The organism is Bartonella sp. EBT8 (assembly GCF_055796165.1).
In genome coordinates this window covers 16,255-40,471 of the sequence record NZ_JBTTDJ010000011.1, presented here as the reverse complement: position 1 = coordinate 40,471, position 24,217 = coordinate 16,255, and the positions used below count along the sequence as shown (strand labels likewise).

21 protein-coding genes are annotated in these 24,217 nt (G+C 38.0%); 5 read left to right on the top strand and 16 right to left on the bottom strand.

Translation table 11 applies throughout. The features are described 5' to 3' along the window. Positions 1-460: 460 nt before the first annotated feature. Both recA and alaS read left to right on the top strand, forming a co-directional pair. On the top strand, positions 461-1,504 hold the full coding sequence (gene recA, locus AC0QT4_RS06935) for a recombinase RecA (RefSeq protein ID WP_473200992.1): 1,044 nt from the start codon (positions 461-463) through the stop codon (positions 1,502-1,504). Between the two features lie 156 nt (positions 1,505-1,660). Then, positions 1,661-4,324 carry an alanine--tRNA ligase gene (alaS, locus tag AC0QT4_RS06930; protein WP_473200991.1) on the top strand — a complete coding sequence of 888 codons (2,664 nt, stop codon included), beginning with the start codon at positions 1,661-1,663 and terminating at the stop codon, positions 4,322-4,324. A 67-nt stretch (positions 4,325-4,391) separates the two neighbouring features. Here alaS and AC0QT4_RS06925 read toward each other — a convergent pair whose 3' ends face one another. Then, positions 4,392-6,176, bottom strand: coding sequence for a glucan ABC transporter ATP-binding protein/ permease (locus tag AC0QT4_RS06925; RefSeq protein ID WP_473200990.1), 1,785 nt, complete (start codon positions 6,174-6,176; stop codon positions 4,392-4,394). Between the two features lie 209 nt (positions 6,177-6,385). Between AC0QT4_RS06925 and AC0QT4_RS06920 the strand changes: the two genes are divergently transcribed. Beyond that, positions 6,386-7,375 carry an RluA family pseudouridine synthase gene (locus tag AC0QT4_RS06920; RefSeq protein WP_473200989.1) on the top strand — a complete coding sequence of 330 codons (990 nt, stop codon included), beginning with the start codon at positions 6,386-6,388 and terminating at the stop codon, positions 7,373-7,375. 1,131 nt (positions 7,376-8,506) lie between these two features. Here the strand turns inward: AC0QT4_RS06920 and AC0QT4_RS06915 are convergent. The 15 genes from AC0QT4_RS06915 to AC0QT4_RS06845 all read right to left on the bottom strand — a co-directional run bounded on the left by AC0QT4_RS06915 (position 8,507) and on the right by AC0QT4_RS06845 (position 21,163). Beyond that, positions 8,507-9,637, bottom strand: a complete 1,131-nt coding sequence (locus tag AC0QT4_RS06915) for a tyrosine-type recombinase/integrase (protein ID WP_473200988.1) — start codon at positions 9,635-9,637, stop codon at positions 8,507-8,509. Positions 9,638-10,737: 1,100 nt separating this feature from the next. Next, a complete protein-coding gene (gene virB11, locus AC0QT4_RS06910) occupies positions 10,738-11,790 on the bottom strand; it encodes a P-type DNA transfer ATPase VirB11 (protein WP_473200987.1) in 1,053 nt (350 codons plus the stop codon). A 3-nt stretch (positions 11,791-11,793) separates the two neighbouring features. Next, on the bottom strand, positions 11,794-13,011 hold the full coding sequence (gene virB10, locus AC0QT4_RS06905; protein WP_473200986.1) for a type IV secretion system protein VirB10: 1,218 nt from the start codon (positions 13,009-13,011) through the stop codon (positions 11,794-11,796). 27 nt (positions 13,012-13,038) lie between these two features. Next, on the bottom strand, positions 13,039-13,890 hold the full coding sequence (virB9, locus tag AC0QT4_RS06900) for a P-type conjugative transfer protein VirB9 (protein ID WP_473200985.1): 852 nt from the start codon (positions 13,888-13,890) through the stop codon (positions 13,039-13,041). Positions 13,891-13,893: 3 nt separating this feature from the next. After that, a complete protein-coding gene (locus AC0QT4_RS06895) occupies positions 13,894-14,562 on the bottom strand; it encodes a VirB8 family type IV secretion system protein (protein ID WP_473201016.1) in 669 nt (222 codons plus the stop codon). After that, on the bottom strand, positions 14,559-14,795 hold the full coding sequence (locus AC0QT4_RS06890) for a type IV secretion protein VblB7 (RefSeq protein ID WP_473201015.1): 237 nt from the start codon (positions 14,793-14,795) through the stop codon (positions 14,559-14,561). The genes AC0QT4_RS06895 and AC0QT4_RS06890 overlap by 4 nt, the downstream gene beginning before the upstream one ends. A gap of 58 nt (positions 14,796-14,853) precedes the next feature. After that, positions 14,854-15,786, bottom strand: coding sequence for a TrbL/VirB6 family protein (locus tag AC0QT4_RS06885; RefSeq protein ID WP_473200984.1), 933 nt, complete (start codon positions 15,784-15,786; stop codon positions 14,854-14,856). 76 nt (positions 15,787-15,862) lie between these two features. Continuing rightward, the gene (locus AC0QT4_RS06880) at positions 15,863-16,237 is read right to left on the bottom strand and encodes an EexN family lipoprotein (RefSeq protein WP_473200983.1); all 375 of its coding nucleotides are present in this window, start codon (positions 16,235-16,237) and stop codon (positions 15,863-15,865) included. Positions 16,238-16,363: 126 nt separating this feature from the next. After that, on the bottom strand, positions 16,364-16,639 hold the full coding sequence (locus tag AC0QT4_RS06875) for an EexN family lipoprotein (protein ID WP_473200982.1): 276 nt from the start codon (positions 16,637-16,639) through the stop codon (positions 16,364-16,366). Positions 16,640-16,773: 134 nt separating this feature from the next. Then, positions 16,774-17,049 (bottom strand): EexN family lipoprotein, encoded by a 276-nt coding sequence (locus tag AC0QT4_RS06870; RefSeq protein WP_473200981.1) that lies wholly within the window; start codon positions 17,047-17,049, stop codon positions 16,774-16,776. A gap of 3 nt (positions 17,050-17,052) precedes the next feature. Then, a complete protein-coding gene (locus AC0QT4_RS06865; RefSeq protein ID WP_473200980.1) occupies positions 17,053-17,319 on the bottom strand; it encodes an EexN family lipoprotein in 267 nt (88 codons plus the stop codon). A gap of 21 nt (positions 17,320-17,340) precedes the next feature. Then, on the bottom strand, positions 17,341-18,108 hold the full coding sequence (locus tag AC0QT4_RS06860) for a TrbJ/VirB5 family protein (RefSeq protein WP_473200979.1): 768 nt from the start codon (positions 18,106-18,108) through the stop codon (positions 17,341-17,343). Beyond that, positions 18,105-20,465 (bottom strand): VirB4 family type IV secretion/conjugal transfer ATPase, encoded by a 2,361-nt coding sequence (locus tag AC0QT4_RS06855; protein WP_473200978.1) that lies wholly within the window; start codon positions 20,463-20,465, stop codon positions 18,105-18,107. Before AC0QT4_RS06855 ends, AC0QT4_RS06860 begins: the two co-directional genes overlap by 4 nt. Further along, on the bottom strand, positions 20,462-20,788 hold the full coding sequence (locus tag AC0QT4_RS06850) for a VirB3 family type IV secretion system protein (RefSeq protein ID WP_473200977.1): 327 nt from the start codon (positions 20,786-20,788) through the stop codon (positions 20,462-20,464). The genes AC0QT4_RS06855 and AC0QT4_RS06850 overlap by 4 nt, the downstream gene beginning before the upstream one ends. A 24-nt stretch (positions 20,789-20,812) precedes the next feature. Continuing rightward, positions 20,813-21,163, bottom strand: coding sequence for a TrbC/VirB2 family protein (locus AC0QT4_RS06845; RefSeq protein WP_473200976.1), 351 nt, complete (start codon positions 21,161-21,163; stop codon positions 20,813-20,815). Between the two features lie 171 nt (positions 21,164-21,334). On the opposite strand from AC0QT4_RS06845, the gene AC0QT4_RS06840 reads away from it, so the two are divergent. Together AC0QT4_RS06840 and AC0QT4_RS06835 are read left to right on the top strand one after the other, a co-directional pair. Further along, positions 21,335-22,078, top strand: a complete 744-nt coding sequence (locus AC0QT4_RS06840) for a nuclease (protein WP_473200975.1) — start codon at positions 21,335-21,337, stop codon at positions 22,076-22,078. 1,354 nt (positions 22,079-23,432) lie between these two features. Then, on the top strand, positions 23,433-24,215 hold the full coding sequence (locus tag AC0QT4_RS06835) for an ATP12 family chaperone protein (RefSeq protein ID WP_473200974.1): 783 nt from the start codon (positions 23,433-23,435) through the stop codon (positions 24,213-24,215). Positions 24,216-24,217 lie beyond the last annotated feature (2 nt).

Below are 24,217 nucleotides of genomic sequence, written 5' to 3'. Positions count from 1 at the left end.
ACTTAAAATTCAAATTTAAAAAATATTTGTCTCGTTTTAATTCTCTGATTGTTTTGTATTTATGATTTCAGTTGTATGCGATGTCGTGTAATTTTGATTGAAGATGGTTTTTTTATCAAGAGCGCGAAAGTGGTTAAATGCTAGGGATTTTTTTAGTGTGTATAAAGAAGGATGAGAGAGGCTTTGTATAAAGTTTATGTTGAAATTTACATTGTTTCTTTTCTCGAGGAAGGCTATAACTGTATCGAGTTTTCTCCTTTATATAGGGGGAGTAGGGGAAGTCTATTGCGTGCTCTAAGTTTAAAGAATTTAAGTTCTTTATCTTAGATGGGGTTTGTCTTGTAGATGCGGTATGGAAATGGAAATAGTCTGTGAAAATCTAAACTCTAGACTTTAGTTAACCAAAAATAACAGTGTACATTGAATATTGGATTATTATGAATTGATCAAGGATATTATCGTGGATAAAGCAAAAGCTCTCGATGCAGCTCTCTCTCAAATTGAACGTGCTTTCGGTAAAGGCTCTATTATGCGTCTTGGGCAAAAAGAACAGGTCGTTGAAATTGAGACGATTCCAACAGGTTCATTGTCCTTGGATATTGCATTGGGTGTTGGTGGATTACCGAAGGGACGTATTATTGAGATTTATGGTCCAGAAAGTTCTGGAAAAACAACATTAGCTCTTCATGCTATTGCTGAGGCTCAGAAAATTGGTGGAATTTGTGCTTTTATTGATGCGGAGCATGCTCTTGATCCTATTTATGCACGTAAGCTTGGTGTTGATTTAGAAAATTTGTTTATTTCTCAGCCAGATACTGGTGAACAGGCATTGGAAATTACAGAAACATTGGTTCGTTCTGGTGCTGTTGATGTGCTTGTTGTTGATTCCGTAGCAGCTTTAACACCACGTGCAGAAATTGATGGTGAGATGGGGGATGCTTTACCTGGGTTACAGGCACGGTTGATGAGTAAAGCATTGCGAAAATTAACAGCAGCAATTTTTCGCTCTAATTGCATGGTTGTTTTTATTAATCAAATTCGCATGAAGATTGGTGTTATGTTTGGTTCTCCAGAAACAACAACAGGTGGGAACGCCTTAAAGTTTTATGCTTCTGTTCGTTTAGATATTCGCCGTATTGGATCTATTAAAGATCGGGATGCGATTGTTGGTAATCAGACACGTGTTAAAGTCGTGAAGAATAAACTTGCACCTCCATTTAAACAGGTTGAGTTTGACATTATTTACGGTGAGGGTATTTCCAAAGTAGGTGAGTTGATTGATTTAGGTGTCAAGGTTGGTATTGTAGAGAAATCTGGCGCGTGGTTTTCTTATAATTCTCAACGATTAGGACAGGGGCGAGAAAATGCCAAGCAGTTTTTACGTGAACACGCAGAAATAGCTGCAGAAATCGAGACGGCTTTGCGCCAAAATGCTGGTTTGATTGCAATTGAATTGTTAGAAAATGTAGGATCAGAAAATATAGAAAACGATGAAACAATTTGAATGCACGTTTGTTAAATTTTTTAAGTATAAGATCGTTTATTCTTTGTTTTTTAACATTCCACTTTTTGATTAAATGGACTCTAAGGATTACGAAGAGTTTATTTAATGAGAGTGGGGGGTTTTTATAATTTTGTACTGTCCACTGCAGGTATCCATATGAATAGCGTTAATAGCATACGGTCAACTTTTCTAGATTATTTTCATCTTAATGAGCATGAAGTTCTGACCTCTAGCCCACTTGTTCCACGTAATGATCCTACACTCATGTTTACAAATGCAGGAATGGTGCAGTTTAAAAATGTTTTTACGGGACTTGAACAGCGTTCTTATAAAAAAGCAGCAACAGCACAAAAATGTGTCCGTGCCGGTGGAAAGCATAATGATCTTGACAATGTTGGTTATACGGCACGCCATCATACATTTTTTGAAATGCTGGGTAATTTTTCTTTCGGTGATTATTTCAAGGAAGAAGCTATTTTTTTATCATGGAAGCTTTTAACAAAAGAATTTTGTCTTCCAAAAGATAAGTTGTTAGTGACGGTTTATCATAGTGATGATGTGGCTGCTGAATTGTGGCGTAAAATTTCAGGACTTCCAGATGAAAAGATCGTCCGTATTGCGACGGCTGATAATTTTTGGGCAATGGGGGATCTAGGTCCTTGCGGTCCTTGTTCGGAGATTTTTTATGATCATGGTGATAAAATTTGGGGAGGGCCACCTGGAAGTGCTGACGAAGATGGTGATCGCTTTGTTGAGATTTGGAATCTTGTCTTTATGCAGTACGAGCAAGTGAGCAAGGAAGAGCGTATTGAGTTGCCTCAGCCTTCTATTGATACAGGTATGGGATTAGAGCGCATTGCTGCTGTTTTACAAGGTGTTCATGATAATTATGACATTGATCTTTTTCGTACATTAATGAGTGCTTCACAAGAGATAACAGGAGTTAAAGCAACGGGTGATTTTGTTGCCAGCCATCGTGTGATTGCGGATCATCTTCGCGCATCTGCCTTTTTGATTGCAGATGGTGTTCTTCCTTCCAATGAAGGAAGGGGGTATGTTTTACGTCGTATTATGCGTCGTGCTATGCGTCATGGGCATCTTCTTGGTGCTAAAGAGCCGTTAATGTGGCGACTTTTGCCCACGTTAATTCGTGAAATGGGGCAAGCTTATCCTGAATTGGTGCGTGCTGAATCTTTGATTTCAGAAACTTTAAGGTTAGAAGAAACGCGGTTTCGTAAAACTCTTGAACGGGGACTTGGTTTGTTGAATGAAGCAAGTACTCATCTCAAAGAAGGGGATCATTTTAATGGTGAAGTTGCCTTCAAGCTTTATGATACCTACGGTTTTCCGCTTGATTTAACACAGGATGTTTTGCGGCGGCGTGGAATAATTGTTGATATTGATGCCTTTGATAAAGCGATGGCATGTCAGAAAGCAGAAGCGCGTGCTCATTGGTCTGGTTCTGGGGAGGTTGTAACAGAAAAGATCTGGTTTTCCATTCGTGATCAGGTGGGAGCTACAGAGTTTTTGGGTTATGAAACAGAAAAAGCTGAAGGCGTTCTTACCGCTCTTGTGTGTGATGGTAAAATTGTTGATCATATTTCTTCGGGGCAGAAAGCCATTCTTGTTGCGAATCAAACACCTTTTTATGGTGAATCTGGGGGACAGATTGGTGATAGTGGTATTATTTCTGGTGAAAATTTTGTTTTTGAGGTGCATGATACTCAAAAAAAAGGTGATGGTGTTTTTATTCATATTGGAGAGATTAAATCTGGTCAGGCAAGGATCTCTGATTGTGTGGAATTAGCTGTTGATGTTGTTCGTCGTAGAAAAATTCGCGCAAATCATTCCGCTACTCATTTATTACATGAAGCTTTGCGTCAAACATTGGGATCTCATGTTATACAAAAAGGTTCTCTTGTCTTACCCGATCGGTTGCGTTTTGATTTTTCCCATCCAAAATCCGTTTCTTTAGAAGAATTGAAGAAAATAGAAGATTTAGCAAATGATGTTGTTTTGCAAAATAGTGAGGTAAAAACACGCCTTATGCTCGCGGATGATGCAATTTCTGAGGGTGCAATGGCATTATTTGGTGAAAAATATGGTGATGAAGTTCGCGTTGTTTCTATGGGTACTCAGCTTGAACAGGAAGAATCAAAAAGTCACTGGTCAATTGAGCTTTGTGGAGGGACGCATGTAGAGAGAACAGGGGATATTGGTTTGATTCATATTGTTTCTGAAAGTTCTGTAGCAGCAGGAGTGCGTCGTATTGAGGCTTTAACAGGCACAGCAGCACGCCTCCATCTTAAGCGCCAAGATGAGCGTATGCATGAGATTGCAGGCCTTTTAAAAACTTCCCCTACTGATGTGGAAGAACGGATTCAGGTTTTGCTTGATGATCGTCGTAAACTTGAAAAAGAGTTGAATGATGTACGAAAGAAAATGCTGCTGAGTGGGGAGATGATACAAGGTGGTCAAGAAGATGTTAGCATCATCAATGGCATATCTTTTATGGGACATGTTATGAATAATGTTTTACCGCGGGATCTTAAGGCATTGGTGGATTCTGGAAAAAAACAGATTGGGTCTGGAGTCATTGCTTTTATTACTGTTTCAGAGGATGGTAAGGGGAGTGCTGTTGTTGGTGTTACAGATGATTTAACGGATAAGTTGAATGCTGTTAATTTAGTACGTATTGTTTCCGGTGTTCTTGGTGGTCAAGGTGGTGGTGGTCGCCCTGATATGGCGCAGGCTGGCGGTCCTGAAGGGAATAAGGCTGATGAGGCACTCGCGGCACTAAAAGCCGCTCTTGAAGGATAATTTCTGATTGGTTATATTGTTTCTTAGATTCGAGATCTCTTAAAGAGAGGAGGGGGACTTACAGATTCTATGAAGCTATGGCTTTATGCAAGGGGATTACATTTTCATCGTTTTCTATTGTTGATTGATTGAATGTTAAACCGCTGGTTTCTAAGAGTTTATAGAAGCGGCCACCTTTATCGATCAATTCTTGAAAGTTTCCTTTTTCAATTAGGTGACCATTTTCTAAAAATAGCACAATATCAGCATCGCGTATTGTTGAAAGGCGATGCGCTATAATAAAAGTAGTACGATTACGGCTTATGCAATCAAGAGCCTTTTTTACATATGCTTCTGTTTCGATATCAAGAGCACTTGTTGCTTCATCTAAAATAAGAATGGGCGCATTTTTTAAAACAGCGCGTGCGATTGCTAATCGTTGCCTTTCTCCTCCTGACAATTGAGACCCTCGTTCACCAACTATTGTGTTGTAACGATCGGTTTTTTTCAGAATAAAATCATGAGCAGAAGCTATTTTTGCTGCTGCATAAAGTTCCTCATCTGTTGCTGTTGTTTTCCCTATTGAAATATTGTCATGAATACTTCGGTTAAAAAGGCAGGCATCTTGAAACACGGTTGCTAAAGATTTGCGTAAGGATTCACGATTAACAGAGCGTATATTTATTCCATCAATGGTGATATATCCAAATGTAGGGTCGTATACACGTTGTAATAAATTGATTAATGTTGTTTTCCCAGCACCTGTTGGTCCTACAATTGCAACAGTTTGTCCTGTTTTAACTTCAAAGGAAATGTCGAAGATTCCCTGAGAAGAATTAGGAAATTTGTAACTAACATGATGAAATTGTATAGAGCCTTTAACATTTTGGAGAGAAGGTAAATTTTCAGGTTCGCTGATATGAAAGGTTGAGTCCTCCATTGAAAAGAATTCTTGTAGTTTTGCTTGTGAGGATACAGTTAAATTAATAAAATTACTCATTTGATCTAAACGGCTAATCATTAATTGTGCAAATCCGACAAAGGCAACAACTTCACCTACACGTAATTGGCTTTTTGCTACAAAAAAAGCTCCAAGGAGAAGAACACAAACTATTGAAATGGTTGAAGCCATTCGGTTTAAGCCACTGGCAAGAGCCCACCAATTGAGAACAGGGTTTTGTGCTTGTAGAAGATCGTTTGTATGCTGGTGCAATGCTAAGGTTTCTTCCTTTATTCGATTATAGCTTTGTACAATGGAAACGTTAGAAATTGAATCACTGATATGCTTAAAAACATTATGATGATAGCATTCTACAGCAGCTTGTCCGTTTTTTGTTTTGCGCATCACTAAACGTGCAATCAAGACATAGATAATGGCAAGTATTACCAAGACTGTTGAAAGACGCCAATTCATGTTAAAAGCTATAGGAATAAGAACGCATAATGCGACAAGAGTTGAAAGATGTTGACGCATAAAGTCAAGCCATAGGGTTGACAGAGAGTCTACAGCGCGCAAAAGTATATGAAGAGCATTAGAAGTTCCACGTTGTTGATGCCAAGTTAAAGGCATGGTGATGATACGCTCAAAAGATTCAGTTAAAACAGCTAAGCGGCGTCTATGGACTAAGCGATCAGCGCTGCGAGCAACAAGGACATAGGCGATAATATGAGAAATACCAAAACACACCCAAATTGTAAGGGTCGAGATAATAGCTGTTTTTTCTGTGATAGAGTCAATGACGCGTCCAAATAAAATAGGTTCTGCAATAGTAATAATAGCTAGCATAATATTAGCGGTACAGATTAAAATAGATGCCTTTTTTTCTTTGTTTAGATAGTTAAGAACACGAGCATATGTTTTGAATAAGGACACAGATGATTATCTCCACGAGCTATTGCAAGGTTATCGATTTTTGTACGCTAGGCTTTGAGCTAATAAAATTTGAACAGTAAGAAAATGCAATTTTGAATACTAACTGTAATATGGTGTGATAAAGCCAATTCTATGGGATATAGATTTTTGTCTTTTTAAAGAGGAGAGAAAGAGTTGATAGATAAAATTATATTGGCGAGGAAGTTTTCATGGCAGGCGTAAAAATAAAAAAAGTTGAGATAGATGAAAACGGAATGCGTGTAGATCGTTGGTTTAAAGTACATTATCCAGGACTTGGATTTGGATATTTACAAAAATTGCTGCGTTCTGGTCAAGTACGGGTTGATGGTGGACGTGTGAAAGCCGATACGCGTCTTCTTATGGGGCAGTCTGTTCGTGTCCCGCCTTTACCTATTGGTGACAAGGAGAGTTCTCCTGTAACGGAAAAAATACTTCGTGGACAGGATGATGAAACCCTTTTGAAAAAAATGCTACTTTATGAGGATTCAAAAGTTTTTGTTTTCAACAAACCAGCTGGGTTAGCTGTACAAGGTGGCTCTGGCTTGACGCGCCATGTTGACAGTATGCTTGAGGTATGGCGCAATAAAAAAGGTGAAAAACCACGTTTGGTTCATCGGCTTGATCGTGAAACATCAGGTGTTCTGGTTGTGGCTCGATCAAGAGGGGTTGCACAGGCTTTAACAGCTGCTTTTAGAACACGAGAAACAAAAAAAACTTATTGGGCATTGGTTCGGGGAGTGCCTAAAAAAAATCAGGATAAAATTTCAACATGGATGGTTAAGGAAATTACTGCACAAGGTGATAAAATGCGTGTTTGTGAACATGGAGAACCTGATTCTAACCATGCTGTTTCCTACTATCGCGTTTTAGATACTAGGGGGCGGGCTCTTTCGTGGCTTGAAATGGAACCCTATACGGGGAGAACACATCAACTACGTGTGCATGCTGCTTATATAGATCACCCGATTATTGGCGATTCAAAATATTTTTTTTCTGATAGTAATTGGACGTTACCAGGGGGGATGCAAAACCGCCTTCACCTTCATGCACGTCGACTTCGTGTTCCTCATCCTTCAGGAGGAGTATTGGATGTTGTTGCGCCTTTACCTCCTCATATGGTACAAAGCTTTAATCTTTTGGCTTTTAATGAAATTGATGGGGATACAGAAACAGAATAAGAGAAAAATTTTTACAGTTTGTTCTTTTTGGTTTGTGTAAATTTTTTATGATTTAATAAGGTGTAATGAATTTATTATGAAGAGCTTTTTTTGATAAGATTCTTATCACTAAAGAGTTCTGTTTTTTAGTAATAAATTGCGGATATCACTTCTAAGATCTTTTTCTACAGTTTCTTTATTTTATTATAACGTCAAATATCTTTTTTTAATAGTGATATAAGTCATGTAAAATTTCAAACATCGGAGGGACAGTAGATATCATATTGTAAAAGTGCAATTAAATTAATACATTACGTGCTTTTATTTTGTTCACTTCTCCAGCAGAATCCACACTTTTATGAATAATTACCATGTATAAACAGAGCATAAAGATCAAAACATGTAGCAAATAGTATAACGCATATGAGCATTCAAATTAAAGACTTCAAAGTTGATCTATTGTTAATTCTAAGCGTATGAGTTTTTTTATAAGAAAATGCTTTCAATAGAAAGTGATCATTGGGGTGATGATCAATACCAGCTTTTCATCCTTATAAATATATATTCTTTAGAACGCAATTTTTAACCTATAATGTTATTGCTTTCTTGATGGCTTTAAACGCTTAAACATTCCTTTAAAGAGTCTATCATAAACTTATTTCTTTCCTTACTAAAGGTAACTTCTTTTAAATAAGCCGGTTCAATTTTGAGTTGGCAAAATTAACCACTCTAAATTTTGATGCGTGCTCTTTGTATAATTCTCTTTAAACATTGATGTTTAATGATATGATTTTCTTAACTTTTCTCTGCTTATTTTAAAGAGAGAGTTCTCATTTTTGAGATGTCTAAAATATGCAATAATTGTGCACTTTCACGGTCTGTAAGAAGAACATCATTTTCAGTCATAACTGATCCTTTCAATCTAAACAAATATTAACAAAACATAAGTATTTATTAACCATATTTTATTGAGATTGCAAAGTAAGTTTATTTATAAAAAACAGTAATTTATGATGTATTTTCTCATTTGATAATTTATGAGTCTTATTGAGCAAAAATGAGAGAACGAAGAGAGAAAGTTATCCACAGATAATGAAGAAATGATGGGGTACAAAACCCCATCTTTTAAGATTGACCTGTAACATAAGCCGCTCATTTATTCATATAAACACGGCGCTGTTCTAAATAATCAGTACGACGACAGGCACGTTCTACTTTACCCCCGACTGTATAACCTAGAATGGTTTCTGCTACCTCAAAAGGAGCATCGGTTGTTTCTGCTAACCAGTCGCGTAAACTAGAACGAAAATCATGCGGACAGGCATCAAGTCCAGTTTTTCTCATATATTGTGACATAGAATTCTCAGCAAGGGGACCACGACCGGATGCAGAGAAAAAGAAATCATTGCGAGATAGCGAACGCGCTTGTTTCAAAATTTCTAATGCTTCATTTGATAGAGGCACGCGAAACTCTGTTGTAGCATCACGCCTTCCTTTCATATTTTCAGCAGGGATGGTCCATATATCACCATCAACTTGATCTTTATGGATATGACGCAAAGGATATGTACGAACACCTGTCAGAATAAGCAGACGCAAAGCCAGTTGTGGTATGGTTGTTTTTTCGCAAAGTGTTTTATAAAAAGCTGGTATATCTTTCCAATCCATTGCTGGTACGTTTTGCGTTTTATGGCGTTGTTTTCCTAAGAGAGCCTTTGCTTTTTCTGTTGCTTGTAAATCAACATCCAATCCCAAGGCAGCAGCATGTTTGAAACAAAGATTAAGACGCATCAATGCCGTTCGAGCTGTTCCAGCTTTTGTATGCCAAATGGGAGCAAGTGTATTGCGTATATCAGTTTGTGTAATCTCTGAAATAGGGAGACAGCCTAACTTAGGGAGAATATGAAGTTTTAAAGGTAAAAACCAATCTCCATCTTTACCATCATTTTTTAATTCAGTTTTACGGCTTTCAAAAGTATCTAAAGCAATATCTTTTAAATAATGCAGATTACGCATTGCCTCACGCTTTTGTTTATCACGTTCTTTAATGGGGTCACGACCCTCACGAAGAACAGAACGCCACCCAGTTGCCAATTCACGGGCTTTTTTTAAAGAGACGTCTCTTAAAGCCCCCAAGCCCATTTCACGGCGTCGTCCATGAATGGTATATCGGTAAATCCATTGAGCACCCCCATCTTTACGCTTATGAAGTAACAAGCCGGCACCATCATTATATTTACCAGCCCCCAATGTTGTGACAGCTCTTGCATTAAGACGATTCATTAAAGGCGTTTTTGCTCCTTTCTAAATGTTTTCTATCCACACGATAATCCCACTTGTTACGTGCAAGGGGATGATTTTGATTGATTCAACATAAGCAGGTTTGAAATGAGAGAATCTTAGGATATTCGGGGCTCTCATTCAACATGCAAAACAGTGAATTATTATTATAAATCAATATCTTATCTATGCAATCCAAATTTAATTTTATCACTTTTGTAAACTCTAAATTTCAAAACAGCTTTTGATATCTAACTGCGTTAGAGCATTAAAAGTCCTTCTATTTGATACGACATAACATGATGGTTTCCATTCCTTGTTGGGATGATCTGTATCTATAGATAGCTATTGAGTATTTTCTAAATTAAAAAAATTATATCAATTGATATTTTTTCAAAATCCTTTTATGCAGTCTTTATAGACAGTTTTAAACTATGGTTTTTTAAAAGGCGGTACGGTATTATGAGGATGTTTTGATAACACCTTTAGATTTAGCTTTCCCTCTTTTTGGAGACTGTAATCTCTTTATGCGATATCAATTTAATCTTCAAAAGAAGGCATGATCTTTAAGCCAGTGTAATTTTTGTTATGATAAGTTCAAACGACAACGTTTTAACAATGCGATTTGTTGTGATAAAGGCGTATTGTAAAATTTATGAACTGTTATGATGATAGCGGTTTTCTAATGCTCATATGCGGTATTATATTCGTCACATGATTTTCTTGTTGTGCTCTGTTTATACATGGCAATTGGTTATAAAAAATGGACAATTGAAACATGCGTGAAAGTGTGGATTGTGATGGGAGGAATAAACAAAATAAATATACATAAGATATTGAATTTATTGTTTTTTGTATATAGTGTAATTCTGACACGTGAAAAGATTTAAAATCAAAAAAATAATACTGTTCTTGCAACAGAGAGAGCCGTTACCTTTACGATACAGAGATTATTCATTGAAGAGGAGATTGGTGCGGTTTTGGAATATCTATTGAATGTAGTGAGCTAGATTGATTTTTAATTTGTAAAATGAGTGGTCAATATTACGATTTGAACATACACAGGAACGTGTGTGGATTTGTTTAATGGGTTTTGGTTGTTTTTAGAAAGCATCTCGGCGTTTAAAGGGGTCGTAATAAATTTCTGTCACGCGAAATTTTCCTTCAAGGCGTTTGCATTGAATGATGACATCAATCATAGAAATTAATAAACCACGGATATCATCACGTGCTAAACTAGAACCACCATCACTTTCTTTTACAAGGAGAGTCATTTGTTCAAAGGCAGAAAGTGCGGTTGATGCGTGAACAGTTGTGATTGAACCGGGGTGACCGGAATTAACATTGCGGATATAGTAAAAAGCTGTACCATCCCGAAGCTCTTGTAAAAGGATTCTATCGGGGCGCATACGTAATCCAGATTCAAGGAGTTCTTTTGCTCCTGCTTTTGCCAGCCCTTGATTGTCTTTTGAATAAAAGAGTTGCACTTTGTTTGAATGCGGAACGACCAGTTCTGGAGTGTCTTCAATGGTGAGAATTCGTTCATATTCGGGAATTTTTGCAATTAAAGCTTTGGAGAGTGTTGTTTTACCCGAACCGGTTTTTCCAGATATCAAAATATTTTGTTGGGTAATAACGGCTCTCTCTAAGAAATTACAAAAATCTTTGGCAACAAACAAATCTGTTAACTCTTTTTCCGTATCAGAAAGTTCGTTTACACGTTTAATCATTTGGTTGATGGGTGTAAAACTGACCTTCCCTGTGACGGAGAACAGATTGTTTTCGTGTAAACTTTCAAGAGAAAAGGTTCGTGATGAAGGTTTACGAATTGTCATGCTGATCGTATTGACTGCAACGGCAGGAGGCATGACAATTTGTATGCGTTCATTATTGGGAAGTGTGGCGGAGAGGACGGGATTTTCTACACTGATTTTTTGTGTGGTATAAGCCGCAACAACTTTTGCAATTCCTTCTAGTTCGCCGTAGGTTAGTTCTTTTAGGATATGGGTTTGCCAACCATTGGAGCTTTCCACGATAACTTCGCCAGGACGATTGATAACAATTTCAAATAAATTTTCATCATTCAGATATTTCTCTAATATTTTTAATTTCGTTAAAACGATTGATGCGCGTTCTGAATTTTTTGTTGTTGCCATAATTTATTTTTGCCGAATTTGAGAATGGAGGAAGAAATTTCTTGGAATAGAGCGAGGAAAAATTTTATTCCTCCTCTCTGTTATAGCTAGTTTATAAACTGATGAAAAATCCAAATCTCTTGCTACAAAGATGTTGACGAGTTCTCCTTGAAATTTTTCTAGGGTAGGCGGGATGTTGATTTGATTTTCAAGAGCAACACTTGCTGTATCTTTTCCAAGATTATTTGCTCCTCCAAGATTTCCGCCGCCGAAACCTCCGCCTCCAGAGTTGTTGGCACCTGCTGCGTTGGAATTGTTTGTCAATCTGTTTGTTAAGGTTGCTGAAGCGCTGTCAATAACGGTGAGTAGGAGGGCTGAACCAAAGCGTTCCCACCAATGGGTGTTGATGTTGCCATCAAAACCGGCTCTGCCTAAACTGTCGGTTGCTGGTGAGGCAAGGGGAATGATGACACCATTTGGTGTTTTTGCTCTTGTCCAAAGGACAAAGAGGCGGGATTGCCCTTGTTTTATTCCTCCTCGGTATTCGCCTACCACTTGCGTTCCTTTATCAAGTAGAACAACGCGACCATTATCAGAGAGGATATCACGGTTAATGATACAACTTGCAAATCCTGGTTGATCACTGTTTAAGGCTGTTTCTAATATACAGGGGATTGATGTTCCCATGGCGATGATAAAGTTTCTATTGCCGATGAGACTTGCCTTTGTCTCTTCTGTTTTTGTGGGTTTTAAAAGAGCTGTAAAACTTTGTGTGTCTTTAAGACTTTCTAGGGCATTTAGTTTTTCAAGCGGGTTAAACTTTTCGAGGGTGCTAGCAAAATTATTTTTTACGAAATCCTTTAATTTAGATTGGGAATCATTGCCAAAAGCTAAAACTGGAGCGCGTCTTGCTGCATCAAGGAGGGGATCATCTTTTTTCGGTTCTGGTGTGAGTGGTTGTGGTGGTGGTAAAACAATTTGCCCTATTTTTGCTTGGGGATTTGGGGGTGCTAATTCTAAAGGGGCGAGTGAATTATGAAAGTTTTGTGTCGCTTTCTTATGCGGTTTTGCTGTGTCTTTTGTTGATGTTGGGGTCGAGAAGATATTCCAGAGGACATAGGAACAAAATCCTAAGAAAACTATAATAACAACGATTTTTGTTCCTAGGCTTTTTGAGGTATTATTTCTATTATCCCCAATCGCACCACGATCTTCAATGTGTGTCTCACCGTTATCACTCATAATGTATTCCCCTCAATTCCCGCTGTTTTAAAGATCTGATGCGATTTTGCGTTCAACAGATGGTGAAGTTGTTCCTGTTCCTGGATTTGAACCTTGTCGTTGGTAAGCTTCATTGAAAATGCATAAAACATTTTTTCCATATCTTAGCGTGAATCTGGAGCTAATTGCATGGACAATGACCATATTGCCCTTGGTGGTTTTGGGAACGAGGGATTCTGTACCGTCACTGTTTATAATATAAATAGCAGGGATTTCTTGATTGTTTGGAAATGTAAAAGTTGTTGTTTTTCCATTGTCATAAACGGATGATGGTTCAAGAGTGATGGACCCTTGAGCGGTATAAGCCCAATTGCGTGGTCCATATTGTTCATAAGTATCAAAGAGACCATCAATACGTTGTGCTTGTCTCTTTTCTTGTCGCAAGAGTGCTTCTATTCTTCTTTGTTCCGCTTCATCTTGTGGGTAGCGGAATTTGACAAGGAAATAGGTTTCATTACCAGATGCGATTTCTCCATCTTTCACCGTGAGTTCGAATTGGTAAGAACGTTTTGAGCCATCACGGCGTGTGGTGACAACTTGCAGATTGGTAATAGGTTGCACTTCACGGGCTTTGAGAAAAAGAATGTTGCCAGCTGGAGCAACTTCCCATGCTACGCTGTTGCCAATAGCGACGTGGGCTATTTCTTCATTGGCAGAAAATTCTATTTGTACGGATGAGCGTATCGAGCCAATAATTTTTGTGACATTGTAGGCGTCATAGTTGATAAAACGAATGCGATTGTCGTTTGGAGCGCGGGTGGGAAAAACACTTGCATTGCCCAAATAAGTGGGAGAAAAGGCAATAGTGCTGAGAAAGAGAAAAAGGAGTTTTTTTTTCATGGATCAGTTGACCACTTCTGGATCTGTTCTATATTCACTAACAATAAAGCCAAGAGGATTTATGAGGCGATTTTGTACGGAGATGGGGGCGTTGGTGTATTCAAAGGTGAGTGTTGCAACCCAATGGGTGATGGATTCTCTATTATCATTATCACGAACGGTTTTGTAATAACGTACCTGTGCGACATCTTGATTGATGAAGGAGATTGATTTTATCGTTATTGTAGCGATGGCGTTTTTATAGAGAATTTGGGGGCTTTGTGGGTTTCGTGCTCCATACCAGCTGGCAAATCTTGTCTGTTCTTCAGGAGAAGAGAGCAGGGAGACCGTTTGGAAGTTGTTTTGTATCTCTTCGGCTTCAAAGCCTTCGCGAGAACGGACATACTTTGCGGCAAAGTAGCGCGTGATTGCTTCGTCGACATTTGTCGGTCCTTCTTCTAGGGCTTTGACAACTTCGACAATGCCTGTTGAATTGTCGACGCGGATAACGAAAGGTTCCACCGTTTTGAGGGGGGTGAGTGTTATGACCGCTAAAGAAGAGAGGGTGGCGACTGTCACGGCTATAGCAGCGATGGCGAGTGAAGCGCGGGTGATGCGGCGTGAGGCTATCATCCGGTCTTGATCAAACAAGCGCGCTTCAGCAATATATTGCTCTAGGTCTTTTTCTTTCATGCTTTTTGCCCGCAATTTTTGTAGGATTCTCTTTCTTCTTCGGTTAATTTTTGTGCCACAAGGGCTTTGAAAACACCCTCTTGAGGGGGTGGTTTTATGTCTGTGTTGTTACTGATGATGACAGGAGTGGGGGAGGGTTTTTTCCCTTCCCAATTCCACATTGATTTGTTTAATGGTCGCTTAGAATAGCCATCGCATTTTGGTAGTGACTTCAAGGTGTGTGATGAAGACATACAACCGCTTAAGAGGACAAGCGATAAAATTGCCCCAATTTTTTTTAACACTCTTCTATTATCCTTTCTTAAACAGGTATCTTGCCATTTTTTCCATAAATTTTTCTAACTTTTGAGCACCTTTCCAAGCCGTTTTTGCTGTGTCTGCACCTAATTTTGTTGCTCCGGTAAGGGAAGCTCCTCCAGAGGCTAAAGCAGAAGCAATGCCAGGTAAATGGAAGAAAAGGTAAATACCACAAAGGCCAACAACCAAGAATTGAATTAAAGAAACCATGATATCGTTAAGACCTCTTGAAAAAACATTTATCGAAATCTTGACATACAGATTACCAAGTATAACGACTAAGACCTGTAAAATGATGAAGTTTGCTGTTTGATTTAACCATGCTTCTGTAAAACGCCTTGTTGATGAAAACATATAGAGGCCTATAAAAAGTGGTCCCACTGATATGACAAGAAACAAACCAAGTTTAGCCACTAGTGAGACAATAAAACCAATTATACAAAAAAAGGTAGCAATCATTAGGCAGATGATACCAGCAATCCATGCAGCAAGAAACTTACCCAATGAAAAAAATCCTGCTTTGTCTGCTGCATCAAAAACGTGTGCAGCAGCTTGGTTGAGCATATTGTCCCATACATTGTTACCTGAGTTTGTTGCTCCTTGTGTGACATTTGCAATGGCATTCGGCAGATCATTGAAAAATATATCCTTGACCCACGTATTGTAGGTAGCAGCTTTTGTCGCGAGTGCAACAATGATGCCAAGTTTGAAAGTTGTTGCTATAAAATCCCATAAGGGTATGGAAGAACGCCCATAAATGATATTGTATCCCATAAATATAATGTATAGAGTACAAGATATTTTAAGCGGAGCACCTAAAGACGATGAAAGATTTGTAATGACGGTATTCATTGTCTCTGTAAGAGGCTTCATCAACATATTGTCTATATCAGTGAATATGTTTTTGGTTTCTGCTACCGTTGCCATTTAGATGCTCCGCTATTTATTGTGTGTTTTGATACTTGCGTGAGGGTGCTTAAAAAGCCCCCATTCTTTTGATAATTTATTTTTCTTTCTTTTCGGATTGTTCTTGTGCTTCTCGTTCAGCTTGAGCGCGCTCTTTGGCTTCTCGTGCAGCTTTCATTCTTGCAATATCGGCTTCTATTTCAGCATTAGTTTTTTCCATTGCTTTACGATACTTTTCATCATCTTGACGGGCTCTTTCTGCAGCTTGTGCATCATATTCTTTTTCAAGTTCAAGTTGTGCCAATCTTAAGTTTTCACAATTTTTTGAAGTTCCTGCGAAGCCACATTTAGCAATCCACTCTTCCATCAATTTTGGATCTTTTTTTAATTCCGCTACGCTGTAGGTCTTTTCACAACCAGCAGCAATAAGCCCTGTGCATAGGAGCAATGTGGTGATGATCGTCTTTTTCATGGTTTATTCCCCTTCTTTCAATTTTACAAAGTTTGAACGTAATTTTAAAGTTTAGCTACATTATCACTTTTTGTAGCAAATGATGATAAATCTAGGGCAAAAACATCTTTTTGCCATAAATGTAATCTAGTTATCGTCTTGTTTCTTTTCAGCGTCTTTTTGTTCTTGATCGTCTCCACGAAATTTCTTTGCAAGATTATGAAAATATTCCCTATCCAGCTCGGCTGCTGCTAATCTTAGATTTTCACAATTTTTTGAAGTTCCTGCGAAGCCACATTTAGCACCCCATTCTTCCATTAATTTTTTATCTTTTTTAAATTCCGCTACGCTGTAGGTTTTCTCACAACCAGCAGCGATAAGCCCAGTGCATAGGAGCAATGTGGTGATGATCGGCTTTTTCATGGTTTATTCCCCTTCTTTCAATTTTACAAAGTTTGAATATAATTTTAAAGTTTAGCTACACTATCACTTTTTGTAGCAAATGATGATAAATCTAGGGCGAAAACATCTTTTTTGCCATAAATGTTTTCTATAATCTAGTTATTGTTCTGTTGTTTTTCAGCGTCTTTTTGTTCTTGATCGTCTCCACGAAATTTCTTTGCAAGATTATGAAAATATTCCCTATCCAGCTCGGCTGCTGCTAATCTTAGGTTTTCACAATTTTTTGAAGTTCCTGCGAAGCCGCATTTAGCACCCCATTCTTCCATTAATTTTTTATCTTTTTTAAATTCCGCTACGCTGTAGGTCTTTTCACAACCAGCAGCGATAAGCCCAGTGCATAGGAGCAATGTGGTAATGATCGTCTTTTTCATGATTTACTTATTGTCCTGTTGTTTTTCAGATTCTTGTTTATCGCTGTTTGTAGAGCCAAAGCTTCCCCATTTTTTACGGGTTTCCAATTCAGCCTGTTCTGCGTTTTTACAATTTTGCGTACTGATATCCCCTGATATCAAACATTTCATTAATACCTCTTCCATCAGTTTTTTATCTTTTTTAAGTTCCGCTACGCTGTAGGTCTTTTCACAACCAGCAGCGATAAGCCCAGTGCATAGGAGTAATGTGGCGATAATCGTCTTTTTCATGATTTTTCCCTCTTTTTTCGTTTACTGACCACGGAATTGTTTGGCAAAAGCTCTGTATCGTGCTCTAAATTCTTCCGTTTCACGTTGTTCTCTGGCTTTGTCTTCTGCTTGTTGAATCATGGCGTTGGCTTGCATTTGTAAGACTTGGGTTTGGAGTTTTGCTTGTATTGCCGCTAATTGTGCTTGAATGCCTTGAATTTTACCGGCGTCTTCAGTACTGCCAAGTTCATCCAGAAGTTTTGTAATGGTTTTTTGTGTTTCACTTGCTTCTTCATAAACGGCTTGCCCTGTTGAGGCTTGTCCTATCATGCTTTGTTGTGCTTTTTTAACTTCTTGTTCATAAAAAGCATCAACGGCGGCTTTTGAACCGGCTCCACCTGATGGCTCTTTGTATAAGAGCTTTTCTTTCCACTTTTCAGCGTTTTTGCTGCCGCCACCACTGCCACCGCCGCTACCATTGATCGAATTTTCAAAATGATTGAAATCAGAAGGGAGGGCGCCATTGCTCCCTTGTTTGTTAAACATTTTTTGCAATGCCGATGTGTCAGGTTTTACATTTAAAGAACTATATAATTGTTTCATTTGATCGAGTTGGCTCTTTAATTGATTAAGCTGCTCAAACCCTTGTTGTAACTGCTGTGTGCCTTGCTTTATTTGATCTTCCAATCTTCTAACTTGTTCTATGTTTTGCATAAGTATGCGGTAATCGAAGGGACCACCTAAGAATGCATTTGCTTCAGATCCAAACGAAACTGCACAAAGGGCTGTTGCTAATAAAAGTTTCTTCATTGTTTTGACCTTTCTTGAAAAAGAGGAAGCCATTTTTCTGGAGATTCACCAACTTCATCCATAATGGTTTCTAGGAGTTCAATATTCTTTGTTGTGCCGCTTAAAATGGCTATTTCATCATCAAAACCCCGTAAATTCAGTTCTGCTACAACAGAACTTTGTCCTTGTTTGATGAGAAAACGCCGTGACTCCCGGCTTAATTCTGTTTGTACGAGGTTAAATTCTCTGTCTGATAATTTAAAACCTTCAACATAATCAGCGTGGTTCCCCTTTTGGTTGGGAAAATAAATCTGTGTTGGGCATTGTTCTATAATGGTGTGGGCAATGGTCGAATTGATGGCGTCTTTCGGAGATTGCGTGGCAAAAAGCATTAAACCATTCTGTTTACGGATTGTTTTTAGCCTATCTTGCGCAAAGGCTTTAAAGGAATCGTCTTCTAAGGCTTTCCAAAATTCATCAATGACAATGATAATGCGGCGACCATCAATCAGAGAAAGAATTCTATGAAAAAGATACATCATTAATGGAGGACGAATTTCGTCATTGTCCAAAAAGTCCGTCATGTCATAGCCAATGAATTTTGCATCAATGCCAATATCATCATCAGGATTGTCAAAAACCCATCCCAATGCATTGCCGCGACACCATCTCTCTAAACGACCCGCTATGCCTTCCCTATGGGTGGTATCAAAAAACATTTGCAGGGCGGAAATCGTGCGTTGTTCCTTAGGCAACAAGGCTAATTGGTCAACCGCCGCAGAAATATCTTGCCTTTCTGATTCACTAATCGTTTGACCTTCTGCTGAAACCAGTTTGGTAATCCATTGCCGTAAAAATACTCTGTCTGATGGATTGCTATAATCTAACCCCTTCAGCGGTGCTATCCCCGTTGGTTGACCATTCTTCAACGGCATATAAGTGCCACCACCGGCTCTCACAAAAAGTTCCGCTCCACGATCTTTATCAAAAAAGATCATATTGGGATCATGCTTTTGAAGTTGCGCTAACAGAAAATTGACAATAACAGTCTTACCAGAACCAGAGGGGCCACAAACAAATGTGTTGCCTAAATCGCCAAAATGAAAATTAAAATAAAAGGGTGAACCGGCACTGGTTTTCATCAATGCTACAGCTGGTCCCCATGCATTGCCATCTATTTTCCCAACTGGAAAAGAATGAAAAGGAGAAAGTGCCGCATAGTTGCGGCTTGTAATCGCTCCAGAGCGCGTGCGATAGGCATAATTGCCCGGCAATTGTGCCCACCAAGCAGCGGCAAGTCCAAGATCTTCTCGTGCAACAACCGCACCGCCATCTGTGAGACGAGATCGGGCTTTGGCAAGATTATCTGCTAACTCTTGCGGCGTATCAGAAAAAACGGCCAATGATAAGTGATGTTCACCCAATACAAAGCGGTTGGATTCAAGATCATCTAACGCATCATCCAATTCTAAAATTTGTGATCCAGCGCGGTCGCCAGCATTCACCATTTGATTTTGTTTGCGCCCCATAATCTGCTTGGCAATGTTTTTGCTTTTGAAAACAAAAGATTGGGTAAAAATAAACTCAAAAGGAAGAGTGAGAAGACCATCCGTCATGCCAGCTTTGGTCTTTGCTGGATATTCTTTCCAACCAAACATGCCAGCAAAACGACGACCCGCCTCATGGCGTATTTCTATAATCTCTTTTCCAAAAATAAGACGGTCTGAATAAACAGTGGAGGCTATAGTCCCCCAGGTTAGAGGAACACGTTCACGACGCCCGCCAACAAGTTGGTGAATAAATTCACTTTGTTGCGAAAAAACATTGCCTTCATATTCATAAAGGCTAAGTTTTTTAGCTCCATAGCGCTGTAAATTTTGAATAATATCCGTGGTGACGTCTTCAAGTTTGCGAACAGACTCTTGATCCACTTCCGTTTTTGTTTCTTTCGCTTTTCCTAAACGCTTGAAAAAATCAACCAATTTGTCTGCTTTGTCAACGTGCGGATTCCACAAAATAGAAAGGTAGAGATCATTACGATATAGTTCTTGAGAAACCATCCGTTCACGGTATTTATCATCTAACTGCTTGGCAAATTGTGATCTGAAAGTACCATCTGGATAGATCGTTTCACGCTTTCTGATGATATGACTGTAAATTGCTATCCGTTCATCAGCTATGTTCTTAAACAAGTTATTTAATTGTTCGTGAAGTACATTTAAATCAGCAATATCAGCCGTTTCAAAATTAATACCTTCAAGTTGAATAACCGTCATAAGGGCTCGAGATTCCAATGCGATGACATGTTTGTTGACATGGCGCACATAAGGAATGATGGCTTCCGGCTGCTTTTCACGCTTGCGCTCTAGGGTGTTCATTTCAAGTCCTCATAAGTGCGAACTAATCGCAGTGGAGAAAGACTTGCACCGCCCCACAGATGAGCGTTTCTGGCAAAAACACGTGTTTTTTGCCACGTCAAAAGAATACGAAATTTATTATGGTCGTGCTTAAGAATTTCTTTGAAGATGAAATGCCCAGTAATACCAAAGGTTACAAGAAAAATATTGCCTGTTATAATAAACAATATCAGTGTCCCCATAGCGTTTAACCCCATAGCCTCAATTGTCACGCCTGCAATCATTGCAGGGCGTGTACAGGCAAGAAACAACGTATCTTCCGTTAGCTTATCGCGTTCTTTCATGATTTTAAAATGCTTGAGTGAAAATTACTTATTGGAAAGCATTGCTACAATTTGCGGTGCACCAAAAATAATGCCAATGCCAACGCAGACAAAGAAAGCTTTACGCATTTCAATATAACCAGCAATCCACGCAAGACCAACACCAGCAACAGCAATTGTGGCAATCGATTTTGCAATGGGACCTGTTAAGGCATTCACTAATTTATCAAGAGCGCTTTGAATTGATCCGAAATCTTGCGCAAATGCTGGTTCACTGAGTGCTATAAATGCAATAAACAACATAAATAGTGTGGTTAACCATTTGTTTTGTGAATTCGAGAAGGTTGATTTTTGTAAAGAACGAGCGTCCGTAAACGGATTATTTATTTTTAGCATGGAAATGTCCCCGCGTATTAATTAAAAAAAAAAGATTTCCCAATCTATTCATTAATAAATGAATCAAATATAAAATTTTTATAATTTAAAAAAACAACGAGCGCTACTGTTTTAATTTATAGTATTTTATCTTTTTTATTAAAATAAACACAAATATTTATAATATTCAAAATGATACTTTTTAAAAAATCTCTTCGTGCATCGTTTAAATATTTGATTTTCATTTATATTATTGTTTTTGGTGCTTTTTATTTTATTCAAAATTCTGAAAACTTGAACCAAAATTCTTTTGTGCAAAGCATCAAAATGATAGTGGAAAAACCATTTCAAGAACCGAATTTAAAGCCGGATTTAAAATTGACAGATCAATCTCATAGACAAGGAACGCTTTTGCATTCAGAATCATTATCAACACAATTTTATGATGAGAATGTTCCTGTCTATTCAGGTGCTATACAGGTAACAAGTGGTGTTACTTTTAAAATGATTACGCCTATAGATGAGGGCTGGAGAAAAAAGATTGTTCGAAATATCCATTTGTATAGTGTTGAATCCTGTGAAACACGGCAATTTGCTTCACGTAATGGAATTAAGTGGCCATGTGGTGCTTTTGTTACGGCATGGCTTGTGTCAAAAACAATTGATAAAGAGATCACTTGTCGGCAAGCGCGTGTTATAAAACAGGTTTATTATGCGCAGTGTTTTGTGGATGGCGTTGACCTTGCTCGCTTGGGACTTTCAGAAGGGATGATGGTTTTGACAAAAGATCAGAATCATTTTCCTTCTCCAGCGGACTATAAAAACTTACAATTTGCAGCACAAAAAGCACAAGTGGGATTGTGGTCTAGCCAGTTTGATCCACCAGAAGAGTGGAGAAGAGATAACGGCACGTATAATCCCATTGATCCTAATTAGTATGCTCAATGATCCTTTTTATCTGTCTTTTTACTGACTGAACAATAGTCCACAATTAGCCTTGTCCGGTAAAGTTGATTACATCTACTTTGTGGATTGATGGATAATTTTCGTTATGGAAAATTGTTGTTTTTATTAAGCTTACATATTTACTTAATCACTACAGCACTCTACGACAGCGTGTTGCCATTTTTATACGTCGCTTTGCTATGCTTTTTATATGGAGAGACTATCTGCTTTTCAAACTCTTTGTTCGTTCACCAAAATCATACGATCAGTCTCGCGTTTATTGAAAAAACGAACAACCCTTCGATTTTAAGGGTAAAGACACTTCTTACAGGGCATCTAAATGCGTTATTGCCTATAACTCTATAACGGATTTTTTTGTTATTTTTACGTGAATTTGCAATCCTGATAGAAGAGGAAAGTTTCTTTTTGTACCTAAAAGAAATACTATAGTATATTAAATAAAAAAATAACAAAAAATAAAAGACGAAGATTCAAAGCCTAGCAGAAATTCTCCTATTTTGTGAAATGTTCAAGATCAACTTTATATTCTTTCATGAAAGTAATTTTCTCTCCTTTAAAGAATTAACCAGGACTGATCCAATATTGATTAGGGAATCTTGGTTTCAACATTTCTCTGTTTAAGCATTCTTTTAAGCCACTATAAATATTTTCTCCGTCATAGCGAGTTTTTGCTCATGAACTCTTTCATTATACAAAATAAGAGTGATGTTTTCGTCATGCTTTACCTTTGATTGGTGTGATCGGTTTGTAAAGCGAATACAACAGCTAAATAGCTCGTACGAGAGAGATCACAAAGGCTTGAATTTTGGCAGAAAATATTTTTATGAAATTTTTTCTTTTTCAATAACGTGTGTTGTTGTTATATGGATCACTTCATCGGTCTTGTAATCTATCAATTTGTGCTCCATAATATATGGTTGAATAATCCGATGACTAGTACAAATTCTAGGTTTATTGAGGAACATATTTTAATATGAAGAATACAGCCCTTGTCGTAATTTAATTTCTTTCATTTGAATTTTCACATATATGATAAAAGTTCTTTTTGTGGAAAATAAATTTGATAGTTACTGAATCATTATTATTCTATCTTCACCTATTTTTATATATAGCAATACAAAAAAATATTCAATAAACAATAAAGCACACTGTTGCCACAATAACGGTGCTTTCATTCGTAATCTTATGGTTTCATTAGAGATTCAGAAGAATAGATCATGAGTGTTTTTTCTTTAGGGGGAAGAGGAGTCAATTAAATCTTATTGTGGGACATAAAATTTAGAAAAATCAGTAAATCTATTAAAAATAACGGAAGTAAAACAATATGCGTGAAATTTTGAATCATTTTGATATACCTTTGAATAAAAATCATTCTGTTGAGAAGTTTCAAAAACTTTCATGCCAACCACTATCCAAACGATTTTATAGGCAAGTGAAGATTTTGTCTGAAGAAGGAGGTTTTTCTATCTGGTTGGATGAATATCCAGTGAAAACACCAGCAAAACGTCCTTTTTTTGTACCAACAGAAGAGTTCGCTACATTAGTGGCAGAGGAATTTGAAAGCCAAAAGCAAGTTATTAATCCAGCAAAAATGCCAATGACGCGTCTTGTTAACACTGTTATTGATGGTATAGCTGATGATATGCAGGTTGTTTTTGAAGGCTTATTGCGTTTTGTTGCCTGCGATATGATCTTTTATCGTGCTCAAACACCAAAAGAGTTGGTACAGCGGCAATGTGAACAGTGGGATCCTTTATTGGATTGGGTAGAAGAAAAACTTGGTGCACGATTTCATTTGACCGAAGGGCTTATGCATATTGAACAACCACGGGAAGCTATTCAAGCGGTTAGCAATTATCTCCGTAAATTCGTTTCTCCTTATATGCTTGCCGCACTTCATATGATGACAACTTTAACAGGGTCAGCTCTTATTGCTTTTGCTGTTGTGGAGAGAAAAATTGATGCAGATCATGCTTGGAATATTGCTCATTTAGATGAAGATTGGATGATAGAACAATGGGGCGTTGATGAAGAAGCAATGGCGCGTCGTGTTGATAAGAAAGTCGAATTTAATGCTGCTGTCACAGTCATGACAACTTGTTTGTAAGA

Bases quoted from the DNA above. Each gene is read 5' to 3' on its own strand.
- alaS (WP_473200991.1), top strand. From the start codon at position 1,661: ATGAATAGCGTTAATAGCATACGGTCAACTTTTCTAGATTATTTTCAT.
- AC0QT4_RS06920 (WP_473200989.1), top strand. From the start codon at position 6,386: ATGGCAGGCGTAAAAATAAAAAAAGTTGAGATAGATGAAAACGGAATG.
- AC0QT4_RS06915 (WP_473200988.1), bottom strand. From the start codon at position 9,637: ATGAATCGTCTTAATGCAAGAGCTGTCACAACATTGGGGGCTGGTAAA.
- virB11 (WP_473200987.1), bottom strand. From the start codon at position 11,790: ATGGCAACAACAAAAAATTCAGAACGCGCATCAATCGTTTTAACGAAA.
- virB10 (WP_473200986.1), bottom strand. From the start codon at position 13,011: ATGAGTGATAACGGTGAGACACACATTGAAGATCGTGGTGCGATTGGG.
- virB9 (WP_473200985.1), bottom strand. From the start codon at position 13,890: ATGAAAAAAAAACTCCTTTTTCTCTTTCTCAGCACTATTGCCTTTTCT.
- AC0QT4_RS06895 (WP_473201016.1), bottom strand. From the start codon at position 14,562: ATGAAAGAAAAAGACCTAGAGCAATATATTGCTGAAGCGCGCTTGTTT.
- AC0QT4_RS06890 (WP_473201015.1), bottom strand. From the start codon at position 14,795: ATGTCTTCATCACACACCTTGAAGTCACTACCAAAATGCGATGGCTAT.
- AC0QT4_RS06885 (WP_473200984.1), bottom strand. From the start codon at position 15,786: ATGGCAACGGTAGCAGAAACCAAAAACATATTCACTGATATAGACAAT.
- AC0QT4_RS06880 (WP_473200983.1), bottom strand. From the start codon at position 16,237: ATGAAAAAGACGATCATCACCACATTGCTCCTATGCACAGGGCTTATT.
- AC0QT4_RS06875 (WP_473200982.1), bottom strand. From the start codon at position 16,639: ATGAAAAAGCCGATCATCACCACATTGCTCCTATGCACTGGGCTTATC.
- AC0QT4_RS06870 (WP_473200981.1), bottom strand. From the start codon at position 17,049: ATGAAAAAGACGATCATTACCACATTGCTCCTATGCACTGGGCTTATC.
- AC0QT4_RS06865 (WP_473200980.1), bottom strand. From the start codon at position 17,319: ATGAAAAAGACGATTATCGCCACATTACTCCTATGCACTGGGCTTATC.
- AC0QT4_RS06860 (WP_473200979.1), bottom strand. From the start codon at position 18,108: ATGAAGAAACTTTTATTAGCAACAGCCCTTTGTGCAGTTTCGTTTGGA.
- AC0QT4_RS06855 (WP_473200978.1), bottom strand. From the start codon at position 20,465: ATGAACACCCTAGAGCGCAAGCGTGAAAAGCAGCCGGAAGCCATCATT.
- AC0QT4_RS06850 (WP_473200977.1), bottom strand. From the start codon at position 20,788: ATGAAAGAACGCGATAAGCTAACGGAAGATACGTTGTTTCTTGCCTGT.
- AC0QT4_RS06845 (WP_473200976.1), bottom strand. From the start codon at position 21,163: ATGCTAAAAATAAATAATCCGTTTACGGACGCTCGTTCTTTACAAAAA.
- AC0QT4_RS06840 (WP_473200975.1), top strand. From the start codon at position 21,335: ATGATACTTTTTAAAAAATCTCTTCGTGCATCGTTTAAATATTTGATT.
- AC0QT4_RS06835 (WP_473200974.1), top strand. From the start codon at position 23,433: ATGCGTGAAATTTTGAATCATTTTGATATACCTTTGAATAAAAATCAT.